Raw genomic sequence first — 11,896 nt, 5'->3', positions numbered from 1 at the left:
GTTGTAACACAAAAAGGATCAGTCGGCGCAGCAGATTTCAAAACGCCAGCCATCAGCGACAACTTCGACTGAGCGCAGGAAGTAGTTGTTTTGATTGCAAAAGTGGGGGACATCGATCTGTGCCATGGGATCATCTGCCAGCAGCACGACACGGGCTCCCGCAGGCTGCTGCGCCAGGTGGCGGCGCAGTTTAAGCGTCGGCACCGGACAGCGGTGACCTCGGGCGTCGATGGTCTCGGGTTCATCAGGCGTCATTACCGTCTCCTGACACAGGATGCGGGACCTGCAAAGACGAAAAAAGGCCGCGCCACACGGCACGGCCTTTGTCCAGGATTAGCCAGCCGCCGATAGGCTGCGGATGTGCTCGGCATGGGTCTTCACCAAGGCCTGGGTCGAGGTGTCGGTGTTGAAGACACTATACCAGCCTTGAGGTTCGTGCGGCGGATCACCGACATAGGCTGTTTCACCCCGCAGCATGTGGTAGTCGGCGTGCAATGCCCGACCTGCACCACCCCAGGCCCAGAAGTTGGAACCGGCGACCGGCGTATTGTTCTTGATGGCATCTTCGACCGCGGCATAGATCAGGCCGTAGAACCTGTCCTTATAGGTGGTTGGCGTTCCAGGCTCATAGGCAACGTCGTCGCGTGGGAAGCCAAATTCTTCAAAAACGACCGGCATGTCGAGCTTTCGGGCGATGTCGATATGAGCTTGGATATAGGTTTTGACCTTTTCTGCGCCGGCGTCGAATGTACCGGCCAGATTCTTGCCGTCGACCCACGACCAGTTCTGAGGCCAGATGTGCGCTGTCAAATAATCTATGTGTTCATGGGCCTTTACGACGATGTCCTCACGTCCGTTGGCCCCCATCAGGCCCTCATGACCCAGGGATACCAGATGGTTTGAGTCGAGCGAGCGGATCAGGGCGGCGGTATCCTTGATCCAGCCGTAATAGGCCTCAACGTTCTTGTCGATGGCCGCGTCGCTGCCACCCGGACGCGGCTCATTGCAGAGCTGCCATGCCATGATGGTGGCGTCGTCCTTGTAGGGTTTGCCCGTAATGGAATTAGTGCGCGACACCAGCATGCGTACGTAATCGTAATAGACCGCCGTGGCGGTGCCGCTGGCGTAGAACTGGGCGGAATAGTCGGCAAATGCCGGCCAGGGATGGGCGGGATCGCCCGCATTCATATAGTCTCCACCGTTGGTGTAGTACTGATTGGTCACCAGGCCGCCCGACCATTCCCAGAAATTGGTCAGGTACAGCACCGCCTTCATGTCGCGCTTGGCCATTTCGTCCAGCAGGAAGTCGAGGCCGACGAGAAGGTCGTTGTTGTAGTCGCCTGGCTTGTTGGTAAAGGCCGGATCCAGCGAATTGGTCAAGGGTGAGAGCTCGGACGACCCCAGAACCCGCAGGTTATCTATCCCAAGGGCTTTCATATCGTCGAGTTCTTTGAGCAGGCGCGCACGATTGCCAAAGGCCGCGGTGGCGCCGAGGTAAGCGCCGTACCAGATATTTGCGCCAACATAGTGGTAGGTGTCGTCCTTGAGCTTGAACTTAATGCCGTCGACGGACACGAAGTCGTCCTTTGTCGGGGCGGAGGTGTTCAAAGTGGGCAAATTGCAGCCTGACAAGGCCAGCCCCGCAGCGGCAGTGGCCATCAGGTGACGACGTGAAATCTTCGGCATGATTGGAATCTCCCTGTTTCTGTAGCGCGAAGTTTAGGTCATCTTGGCTATTAATTAAATACGAAATATTTATGCGGACCGAGGTAGGGCTGGTTCGACCAGGCATGACAAGGCACTACCTGGCATGGCCATACCGGGCAGAGCGTCAAGGCGGCGTGATTTTGAACAGGCCCTAGCCAAGCCGCGGCATCATATGCAGCGACGATTCCGCAACCTGAACAGAAGGTTGCAGACAGGTCTTGAGAAAGTGTTACAGATTGGTCGTTGTCACGTGTGTAAGGACTAGGCCTTCGCCTTTTTCAGCGCCAGAACGTGGAACAGCACCAGGGAGAAGAAGGTTGCCAGCGGCCCGTCATCGCGGAAATCGCGCGTACATGGCCCAGGTTTTCCGCCACGAGGATAATGGCCACGGGGGCGACCAATAGCATCGCATTGAGTTCGAAAGCCGGGGGTGTGAACTGCGGAGACCCCAACCATTCAGCTCCACTAATTTTTGAAAAATCAATGGGTTTCCCGAGTGTACTGAGGTTGCATGCGAGGAAATAGTGTAGGTAAGCCGCGCTGAAGGCGACGAGCGCTACGGTCAGGAGGCCAAAAAAGACATTGAACTGCGAGCCACTGACCTGCTGTTCCGCCACGGGTGCCGGGTTTAGACCAATCTTGGTGACGATAGCGCCAGTCAGGACGGGCGGCATCCGCGTTTCGATCCAGCCATGGCCGGTCTTCATGACAATCAGCCCGATAACGGCATAGACCGCGCCGGCCGCGACGCCGCCCAAGGCAACCGGGATATTGGGATTGGCGCCAGTGCCGGAATAGGCTGTTACGGCGATGATGGCGGCAATAAAGGACTAGCTGGAGCCGAGACCGGAGAAGAAGATTGTGGTGTTGGGATCAAACTCTATCAGGAGCGGGCAGAGCACGGCTCCGCCGAACATGGCCAGCACGCGCTGCAAGCCCGCAAACAGGTTTTGCCCCACGGGCAAGCGATCTTCCGGGTAGATAATTTTCGTCGGCCCGCTCGGCATGACATTGCCCCTGGTCAGTGCGAAATCCAGCCAGGATAGTTCTGCGCAAAGAGCGCTTTGGCAAGGAGATGGCGGACAAGGCGGGATTCGAATTCACGTCATTAGCGGTGACCGTGAACCACATGGCGGCATTCGTAAAAGCTGCGCCAGAATCACTTAAAGTGTCGGATCAGGTCCAAAGCGATTCTCTCCCTCCGAACCAGCGCCAGCGAGTAAGATTACCAGGAAAACCAGTGCCGCGATGTAGAGCACATTGTTGATAAACATGGTAAAAAATAGACCCATATCGGCAAAGGTTTGCGCAAAGACCGTCGGCATCATAACCGATGCAAATGTAATGAAAGGGAGAGGCATCAGTCCCCAAGCGCCTGATTTTCCACGATCATGGAGCCGACGAGCAACTGCGGCCGCGAGCAGGGAAATAGCGAAGATGAATACAATGGCCATCATCCCCATCATATTCGCCATGTCAGGCATCAATTCGGGATGATTCCCTTGTACAGTGATGGAATAACTACCTGATCCTTGTTGGATCGTTGCTAACTCGGGATGCTCCGTAGCGAATTTTTGCATTCGCTCCATACTCGCGAACATTTCAGGCATCATTACAGCCATCATGCCCGCCATCGAAAATACAAAAACGATCGCCGCGTACGGCCAAAACTGACCGCGAGTTTCGCGGCCTGTAAACGTGAGTAAGTTGCCAAGGTTGTACGTCAACGCCTTCAGTACGGCCATCTCGAATTCCCCCCAAAGAGATGCCAAACAACCGTTTCCGGGCTCAATTTGGACGGGCTTTGGCGGACAAGGTGGGATTCGAACCCACGGTAGGCTTCCACCTACGGCGGTTTTCAAGACCGCTGCCTTAAACCACTCGGCCACCTGTCCGTGCCTGATATGAGCGGAAAGCGGCTTGTAGCCCGACTTGCACCCTCGTGCCAAGACGTTTTTAAGCAAATACCGCGCTTTGCGCGGTGGCGGTTTTGGCTTCGCCGAACCTCCGCTTCGCTCCGGTTTCAAGACCGCCGCCTTAAACCACTCGGCCACCTGTCCGTGTCATTGAGTGGGAAGCGGCTTTTCGCCTGAGTTTCGATCGATTGCCAAGGCGTTTTTTGCCGCCAAATTTTGGAGCAGGCGACAGCGGTTTTTGCGCCAGATATCTGCCATCAGACTTTCTTAACCAGAATTTTGATAGGTTGGATGAAGTAGGTGTATCGAGGGGCAGGATTGCGACCGAATGGCGACGGTTCGAGCGACATATTCTACTTTAAATATTGTTGGCTTAGCCCTTGTTTTGGCTATGAGTTTGATGGCGTGCGCGTCGTCACCCAAAGGCCGCGACGGTGTCGATGTCCACAGACCAGTCGTTGCCGACGAAGCCCGTTATAACAAAGGTAACTTGAAACCCTACACGGTTCGCGGCCGTACATACCAACCCGTCATACCCAAGGTAGGGCATGAAGAGACGGGTACGGCTTCGTGGTATGGCCACGAGTCTCCGAACCGACACACGGCGGATGGCGAGGTGTTTGTGGCCGATGGCATTTCGGCCGCGCACAAGACCTTCCCACTCCCCAGCATCGCTGAAGTGACCAACCTTGATAATGGCAAGACCATTCGCGTTCGGGTCAATGACCGCGGCCCCTTCAGCAACGGCCGTATCATCGATCTTTCGCGAGGCGCCGCCAAGGCCCTGGGTGTTTACACGACTGGAACCGCCAAGGTGCGGGTGAAATTTCTGGGGCCGGCGGAACCGCTGACGGCGTCACTGGTCCATGCGGTTCCGTCCGATGACCGTCAAAGCTATATCGTGCAGTTGGGGGCGTTTTCGCAGAGAGACAATGCCGAGCGGGTTCGCGACAAGATAGACGACGCCCATGTCGATCGGCGTGGCGACATATATATAGTGTATATCGGTCCTTATATGGGCGCCGCGTCTGCTGAGAAGCATCGTCAAAAGGCCATCGACGCCGGATTCACCGGCGCCATCCTCAAGCGCGCCGATTAGGCGAAATAAAACTTGAGAAATCGCCGGAACGCGGGCTATTTCAGCGCGTGAGCCATATATCGAACAGCACGGGCCGTTTCATCGTTTTCGAAGGCGGTGAGGGGGCCGGAAAATCCACCCAGGTTCAGGCGCTGGTCAAGCGTTTGCGCGACTTTGGCCTTGAGGTTGTCCAGACGCGCGAGCCCGGCGGATCGCCGGGGGCCGAAGTCTTGAGAAACCTACTGGTCCAGGGCGACGCGGGACGTTGGTCGCCGATGAGCGAAACCCTCATGATGTATGCCGCTCGGTCGGACCATCTCGAAACCGTGATCCGGCCGGCTTTGGAACGTGGCGCCTGGGTGGTGTGTGACCGTTTCGCCGATTCGTCGCGCGCCTATCAAGGGGCGGGAGGCGGTGTGGCGCCGGAATTTATCGAACAAATCGACGCCGCTGTCGTGGGCGACACCCAGCCGGATCTGGTCCTGGTGTTGGACATGCCGGTTGAAGCCGGTCTTGCCCGGGCTTCGGCACGTGGCGACAAGGAGAACCGGTTTGAGTCGAAAGGACTGGCGTTCCACGAAAGGCTGCGTCAGGGATTCCTTAATCGCGCGGCCAAGGTGCCGGAGCGTTATCGCGTGTTCAATGCTGATCAGCCGATCGAGCCTCTGTTCAATGATATCTGGCGCGTGATGGCCCGAGCCTTCCCTGAACTGCGGGTCACCTGAGATGGCCGAAGAGTCCCGCCTGATCCCGCCACGCGAAAGTTTCGCCTTCGAAGGCGGTGAGGCGGCCGACCGTTCTTTTTTGACGGCATTTCAACGCGACCGGTTGCACCATGCCTGGCTGCTGTGTGGACCACAAGGTTTGGGTAAAGCCAGTTTCGCGTTTCGTTGTGCCCGTTTTCTGATGGGGCACAATCGCGATGAAAGCTTTGGTGCCTTGGGCATGGCGCGCGACGATGCCGATGTCCGTTTGATCACAGCCCAGTCGCATCCCGACTTGTTGGTGCTGGAACGTGAGATGGGCGACACCAAGTTGAAGAAGAATATCTCCGTCGACGCGGTGCGGGAGGTCGGAGAATTCTTCTCAAAGGCGCCATCGCGATCGGCCTTCCGGGTCTGCATTATCGACTCCGTAGATGACCTGAATATCAATTCTGCCAATGCCTTGCTGAAGATTCTTGAAGAACCACCGCATAAGGGCATCATCTTCCTGATCTCGCATTCACCTGGGAAACTGCTGGCGACCATCCGTTCGCGCTGCCGGCGACTGAACTTTCCACCGTGGAGCGACACCGAGGTCAATGCCTTCCTGCGCCATCGAATTGACCTGGAAGACGAAGCGGTCGACCGTCTCGTGCGACTGGCACATGGAGCGCCCGGTCGCGCGCTAAGCCTTATGCAAGAAGGGGCTCTGGAGATGGATAGCCTGGCCGGAAGGATGCTGAAAACTGCCAGGCCGCCGCGCCAGGAACTCATGGCTGCCGCTGCCTTATTCAAATCGTCGAGTGCAAAGAACGATGGCGCTCGGAAGTTCGCCACCTTCATCATGTGTTTGTGCGACCGTCTTCAAGACCGCGCCCTTGGGGCCGAGACGTCACAAAAGGGACAATCGGTGGCAAAGCTCTGGTCGAGGCTGCAAAACGCCCCGGCGGAGGCGGAGTCTGTCAACCTTGATCGAGGTGACTATTTTTGGTCTATTTACAACGATTTATCTACATTAAGCTAAGACAGAGTATGAATTAAGATGATTGATTGCCGATATATTGATTCCCACGTCAACTTGCATGCGCCGCAGTTCGATGACGATCGCGACCAGGTTATAGACCGCGCCCGGGCGGCGGGGGTGGGCCTGATGATCAATATCTGTGACCGGGTGTCAAATTTCGATGCGGTTTACGCCATTGCCGACGCAAACCCGGACATCTGGGCAACCGTTGGAACCCATCCCCATGAGGCGCGCGAAAATCCGGATTTGACGGCAGCATCCCTCCTGGAACTGGCGCAAAACGAAGGTCGTCGGGATTGGGGAGTGCGGTCTCGACTTTCATTATGACTACAGTCCTCGAGATATCCAGGCCAAGGTCTTTCGCGTTCATGCCGCGGCCGCGCGCGACAGCGGATTGCCACTGGTGGTCCACACCCGTGAAGCGGACGACTGGATGGGCCAGATCCTCGAAGAGGAAATGTCCGCGGGCGCGTTCAAGCTGTTGTTGCACTGCTACACGTCTGGTCCAGAACTGGCGCGCAAATGCGCGGCCATGGGCGCATATTTCTCTGTGTCGGGGATTGCGACGTTCAAGGCCGCCCAGGATGTTCGCGACATTATCAGTGACATGCCGGGCGACCGCATTATCGTTGAGACCGATTGCCCGTACCTGGCGCCGGTGCCGATGCGCGGCCGCCGTTGCGAACCGGCCTTTGTGCCCCACGTCTATGACAAGCTGGGCGAGATCCGCGGCTGGGACGCTCAAGAGGTGAGGGCGCGCACGCACGAGGCGACATTCAAGCTGTTCGACAGGATCACAGCATGAGCAAGATTCTGACCGTCAAAATCCTGGGGTCCGGATGTTCGACTGGCGTTCCGCGCATCGACGGCTTTTGGGGCGCGTGTGATCCGGAGAATCCGAAGAACCGGCGGACACGATGTTCAGCCTGGTTTGGGCTGCGCGACACGGTGACGGATGGCGTGACCTCGGTTGTCGTCGATACGTCACCCGAGTTTCGCGAACAGATGGTGCGGGCGGGCGTTAACCATGTTGACGCGATCTTGTGGACTCACGACCACGCTGATCAAAGCCACGGGCTGGACGACATGCGGGCCTATACATTCGCTCGCGGCGGGCCGATCGACGGCTATATGGATGAGGCGACGTATGAAACCTTCCGGGCGCGGTTCGATTATGTCTTTACCGGCAAGTTTGGATATCCGCCGATATGCGATCCGCACGTCATAATGCCACACGGCCTGACCTGGGGTGTGGACGGCGACGGTGGCCATGTGCCGATCATCACCTTTGATCAGGGACATGGACCCATTCGATCGGTCGGCTACCGGATCGGCGATGTGGCCTATTCAAGCGATGTGAATGTGATGCCGGAGGCTAGCCTGGAGGCTTTGGACGGGGTCAAGGTGTGGATCGTCGACGCCTTACGCCGGCGAACACATCCGACACACGCACACCTGGACCTGGCGTTAGAATGGATCGCGCGAGTGAAGCCGGAGCGCGCCATTCTGACGAACTTGCACCACGATATGGACTATGAAAGTTTAAAAGCTGAATTACCGGACGGTATCGAGCCGGCCTACGATCAGCTGCAAGTCGACGTCGATATGGACGATTAAATATCATTACAAAACAAAGAATTATGGGAAATAACTCATGCCGGACATTCGCTCAATGTCCATGATTGAGTTAATTGTAGTCGAGCGCGACGCCACCGTAGTAAACTTGGCTGGTTTGAACGCCTTCAAAGGCCATCTGGTCGAAGACGAACAATCCTGCCAGAGCGGCAAAAAATCCGGCAAGGAACAGCACCGTGATGATTGTGTTGTTCAGGGCCTTTCGATCGACTCCAGTAGACAGATGATCCCAGGTGGTCGTGGTGAAATACGAACCGATGCGACGTGCATGGAGGGTAAGTTCACCGAAGGTGTCGGTAGTAGGTTGAAAATGTGTGGCGGACTTGGCCATGACAAAAACCCCGAAAAGCTGTTACTTGAGATCGCGAGCGCCACAATCGGCGTTGATGTGAACCTAGTGCAAATTCCGTAAGGTGTATGTGGCAAAGCTCGCTGCATGACGTAAGGACGGCGTAAGCCAGAACGGTTCTAAGGGCTTAACCATGCATCAAATTTCCCATAATATTTATTATGCGCGATTAACATGGCGATTTACCCGCCCGTTTCATACGCGAATTTTAGCTTGACGATCACGACAACCATCTGTTCGGGTCAATCGAACATTCGTCCAATTTCGCCTTGTGGATGAGTGAAATTTGGGAGACCATACCACCGCTGCATCCGGCCGTTGTTACAGCAATTCGGGCCCGTCATGTCTCTGTTCAAACGCCATGCTCTGACGATTTCCGGCGCCGGCACGCGGCACCTCATTTTTCTTCATGGCGTTGGCTGCGATCAGCATGTCTGGCACTATATATCTCCGCGTTTCGAGCGGACGCATCGCGTCGTCCTGCTGGACCTGATTGGCTCTGGCAATTCCGATCACGCCGCTTTCGAGCCCGAACGCTATAAAACCCTGCAGGGCCAAGCTGACGATCTTATTGCCATATGCAGGTCCCTAGGTGGCGGTCCTGTCGATGTCGTCGGACACAGTCTAGGCGGCATGGCGGCTTTGTTGGCCGCGTCACAGGCACCTGAGTTGTTTTCGCGGCTTCTGCTGCTGAACGTTTCGCCCTGCCACCGCAACCTGGGCAACTATGAGGGCGGTTTCAGCGACGACGACATCGAAGGCTTGTTGGCGTCGCTGCGTGCCAGCTTGCGTGACTGGTCGGCACATGTGGCGCCCTTGGCTATCGCCGATGACGGCCAGACGGTTATTATTGACGAACTCGAAGGCTATTTCTGCAGCAATAATTCCACAATCCTGGAGCACCAGGTCCATTGCGCCCTGATGGCGGATCTACGTGATGATCTCTCCAAGGTCACCGTGCCGTGTGTGTTGTTCCATTGTCGCAACGACGCTTTCGTCAGTCAGGATGCCAGGAACTGTCTGATGGAGGCTCTGCCGAATGTGGCGTCCGCGGACATTCTGACCTCTGGCCATTTTCCGAATCTGACGGATCCGGAGGTCGTTACGGCCGCCATCAGGTTTCAGCTTTCCAAGGTGATATAAGGGATACCGTCATTCATCAATATTGATAAAAACCTCACCCCTTACTTTAAGTGTGGCAGCACTTGGCTTTTGTGGGGACGCGGCTTAAGACTCGCTCTAGTCTGTGAAACGGTACGATTTTTCAGGAGAACCGCATGTCTACGGGGGGCAGTCCAGCCAGCAGCGACGGCAAAGTGCCATTCGGGCGCTTGCTGGCCTTCATCGGTCCTTGCGTACCTTTCGCCGCCTTGGGACTGCCTCTCGTTGCCATCCTGCCGGAATATTATGGCACACAACTCCAGCTCGGCGCGTCCGTTGGACTAATCTTCCTGCTTGTCAGGTGCTGTGACATCCTGATCGATCCACCACTCGGCTACTGGATGGACCGCACGCGCACGAAATTCGGCCGTTTCAAGCTATGGATGTTGATGTGTTTGCCGGTGCTGTTTGTCAGCGCAGGTTTCATTTTCCTGGCCGGCAAGGGCGTCAACGAGCTGTACCTCGGCCTATGGCTCCTGGTCCTTTACATCGGATTTTCTATGGCCGCTCTGAGTCAATCGAGTTGGGGTTCGGTTCTGTCGACGGACTATAACGAACGGTCGCGTATATTCGCCTGGTGGCAGGTCGGCAATATTATCGGCATCATTTTCGCCGCTATTATCCCGGTGGCCGCCCAACATATCGGCTACAGTTACAACGTCGGTGTCCAGGCTGTCGGTATATTCATTATGATTACGTTGCCGATCAGCATTGGCACCGCCTTCATGATCGTCCCGGAGAAGGTGTCGAATGCCGCAACCCACGACCTCCATTTGGGGCATTACTTCGACATGTGGAAACGGCGAAACGTCCGTTGCATCCTGTGGGCCGACCTGTTTATGGGACTGGCGCCGGGCATCATGGGCGCCCTCCTCTTCTACTTTTTCGAGCAGGTCAAACACCTGACGCGGATGGAAGCCAGCATCGCGATGCTGCTCTATTTTGTCGGTGGCATCGTTGGTGCGCCCATTTGGGTGATCGCATCGAAGAAATTCAACAAACACGCAACCTTGATCGTTTCGAGCCTGATTTTCGCGGTGTTGTACGGCGCAATGTACTTTGCGCCAAAAGATAATTTCGTCGCATGTGCCACAATGACCTTCCTAAACGGTATTCCCTATGCCGCGTCGTTGTTGCTGACGCGCGCCCTAATGGCCGACATAGGCGACGAGGTCATGTCCGAAACGGGTCATGACCACAAGGGCACCCTAATGGCGATACTGTCGGCGACAACCAAGCTGGGCTATGCCGTTTCCGCAGCGACCATCACCTTGGTCGGTGCTCTCGGGTTCAACGTTAAAGAGCCTTCGGCAAGTCCGGCAGAGTCCCTTGTGTGGGTCGAAGCGCTATTTATCGGTTTGCCGGTGATCTTTCTGATCCTGGGTGCACTGGTGATGAAGAATTACGACCTGACGCCACAAAAACATGCTGAAGTGGTGGCCCGTCTCAAGGAAAAGGGTCTGGTGTGACGGACCCGTCAGCCATTGAATCGCTGCTTGACGTCATGCGCCGTTTGCGCGATCCGGTCGGCGGTTGCCCGTGGGACCGTGAGCAAACCTTCGCGACGATAGCCCCATACACGATCGAGGAATCCTACGAAGTCGCCGATGCAATCCAGCGCGACGACATGCGCGACCTGAAGGAAGAATTGGGCGACCTGTTGTTCCAGGTGGTGTTTCATTCCCGCCTCGCCGAGGAACAGGGCCTGTTCGATTTTCACGATGTCGCCGCCGCCATGTCGGAGAAGCTGATCCGCCGGCACCCGCATGTTTTCGGCGATGTCGGTGATCGCACCGCGGATGAACAGAACGTCGCCTGGGAAGTGACCAAGGCGGAAGAACGCAAGGCCAAGAACAAGACCGGGATCCTGGATGACGTTCCGGTAGGATTGCCCGCCCTCACCCGCGCTGCCAAGCTGACCAAACGCGCGGCTCGCGTTGGCTTTGATTGGCCTAACGTGCAAGAGGTGATCGACAAGCTCGATGAAGAAACCGCCGAGTTGAAAGTCGAGATCCGCGCCGGCGATCTCGACAAGGCGCGCGAGGAACTGGGCGACTTGCTGTTCGTCATGGCCAACCTGGCACGCAAACTGGATGTTGAGCCCGAGGATGCCTTGCGCCTGACAAATGCCAAGTTCGTGCGACGCTTCCAGTCGATCGAAGACGCGCTGCGGGCTCAGGGGCGCACGCCCGACCAATCCAATCTCGAAGAGATGGACGCCCTGTGGAACGCGGCCAAGCATAGCGAGCGTGAAAACCCATCGTGAGATTCACCCGGGAATTCGTAAGCCGCGTGTAATTGGTGAAATCCTGGGCTTGGCAT

The 11,896-nt window shown here is 56.5% G+C and carries 13 protein-coding genes, 1 tRNA gene and 1 pseudogene; 8 read left to right on the top strand and 7 right to left on the bottom strand.

Going from position 1 to position 11,896, the window contains the following annotated elements; translation table 11 throughout:
- Positions 1-18 precede the first annotated feature (18 nt).
- The 6 genes from ABI_RS17505 to ABI_RS17485 all read right to left on the bottom strand — a co-directional run bounded on the left by ABI_RS17505 (position 19) and on the right by ABI_RS17485 (position 3,602).
- Positions 19-255 (bottom strand): sulfurtransferase TusA family protein, encoded by a 237-nt coding sequence (locus tag ABI_RS17505; protein WP_006274387.1) that lies wholly within the window; start codon positions 253-255, stop codon positions 19-21.
- Positions 256-333: 78 nt separating this feature from the next.
- On the bottom strand, positions 334-1,686 hold the full coding sequence (locus tag ABI_RS17500; protein ID WP_006274386.1) for a glycoside hydrolase 5 family protein: 1,353 nt from the start codon (positions 1,684-1,686) through the stop codon (positions 334-336).
- Positions 1,687-1,985: 299 nt separating this feature from the next.
- Entirely contained in the window at positions 1,986-2,519 is a 534-nt protein-coding gene (locus ABI_RS23880; protein ID WP_280959747.1) for a solute carrier family 23 protein, read from the bottom strand.
- Between the two features lie 18 nt (positions 2,520-2,537).
- A complete protein-coding gene (locus tag ABI_RS26000) occupies positions 2,538-2,714 on the bottom strand; it encodes a solute carrier family 23 protein (protein WP_211211188.1) in 177 nt (58 codons plus the stop codon).
- A gap of 156 nt (positions 2,715-2,870) precedes the next feature.
- On the bottom strand, positions 2,871-3,452 hold the full coding sequence (locus ABI_RS17490) for a DUF805 domain-containing protein (RefSeq protein WP_157138980.1): 582 nt from the start codon (positions 3,450-3,452) through the stop codon (positions 2,871-2,873).
- A 60-nt stretch (positions 3,453-3,512) separates the two neighbouring features.
- Positions 3,513-3,602: transfer RNA gene (locus tag ABI_RS17485), tRNA-Ser, on the bottom strand.
- A gap of 412 nt (positions 3,603-4,014) precedes the next feature.
- Here ABI_RS17485 and ABI_RS17480 point away from each other — a divergent pair.
- From ABI_RS17480 to ABI_RS17460, 5 genes and pseudogenes are all read left to right on the top strand, one after another.
- The gene (locus ABI_RS17480) at positions 4,015-4,722 is read left to right on the top strand and encodes an SPOR domain-containing protein (RefSeq protein WP_040309568.1); all 708 of its coding nucleotides are present in this window, start codon (positions 4,015-4,017) and stop codon (positions 4,720-4,722) included.
- Between the two features lie 47 nt (positions 4,723-4,769).
- Positions 4,770-5,426: a dTMP kinase gene (tmk, locus tag ABI_RS17475; RefSeq protein WP_006274381.1), complete on the top strand. Its 657-nt coding sequence runs from the start codon at positions 4,770-4,772 to the stop codon at positions 5,424-5,426.
- Position 5,427: 1 nt separating this feature from the next.
- The gene (locus ABI_RS17470; protein ID WP_006274380.1) at positions 5,428-6,429 is read left to right on the top strand and encodes a DNA polymerase III subunit delta'; all 1,002 of its coding nucleotides are present in this window, start codon (positions 5,428-5,430) and stop codon (positions 6,427-6,429) included.
- An 18-nt stretch (positions 6,430-6,447) separates the two neighbouring features.
- Positions 6,448-7,234: pseudogene (locus tag ABI_RS17465) on the top strand (TatD family hydrolase).
- Complete coding sequence (locus ABI_RS17460; protein ID WP_006274377.1) at positions 7,231-8,046, top strand: MBL fold metallo-hydrolase; 816 nt, start codon at positions 7,231-7,233, stop codon at positions 8,044-8,046. The pseudogene ABI_RS17465 and the gene ABI_RS17460 overlap by 4 nt, the downstream one beginning before the upstream one ends.
- 70 nt (positions 8,047-8,116) lie before the next feature.
- Here the strand turns inward: ABI_RS17460 and ABI_RS17455 are convergent, their stop codons facing one another.
- Positions 8,117-8,395 (bottom strand): hypothetical protein, encoded by a 279-nt coding sequence (locus ABI_RS17455; RefSeq protein ID WP_040309567.1) that lies wholly within the window; start codon positions 8,393-8,395, stop codon positions 8,117-8,119.
- 360 nt (positions 8,396-8,755) lie between these two features.
- On the opposite strand from ABI_RS17455, the gene ABI_RS17450 reads away from it, so the two are divergent.
- The 3 genes from ABI_RS17450 (at position 8,756) to mazG (ending at position 11,840) form a co-directional block, all read left to right on the top strand.
- Entirely contained in the window at positions 8,756-9,556 is an 801-nt protein-coding gene (locus ABI_RS17450; RefSeq protein WP_050808345.1) for an alpha/beta fold hydrolase, read from the top strand.
- A 134-nt stretch (positions 9,557-9,690) separates the two neighbouring features.
- Positions 9,691-11,043: an MFS transporter gene (locus ABI_RS17445; RefSeq protein WP_050808344.1), complete on the top strand. Its 1,353-nt coding sequence runs from the start codon at positions 9,691-9,693 to the stop codon at positions 11,041-11,043.
- Positions 11,040-11,840 carry a nucleoside triphosphate pyrophosphohydrolase gene (gene mazG, locus ABI_RS17440; protein ID WP_083811551.1) on the top strand — a complete coding sequence of 267 codons (801 nt, stop codon included), beginning with the start codon at positions 11,040-11,042 and terminating at the stop codon, positions 11,838-11,840. The genes ABI_RS17445 and mazG overlap by 4 nt, the downstream gene beginning before the upstream one ends.
- Positions 11,841-11,896 lie beyond the last annotated feature (56 nt).

The sequence above is a fragment of the Asticcacaulis biprosthecium C19 genome (genome assembly GCF_000204015.1).
Lineage (GTDB): Bacteria > Pseudomonadota > Alphaproteobacteria > Caulobacterales > Caulobacteraceae > Asticcacaulis > Asticcacaulis biprosthecius.
Note: the sequence above shows the minus strand (reverse complement) of the source record. Positions and strands in the feature narration are given on the sequence as shown.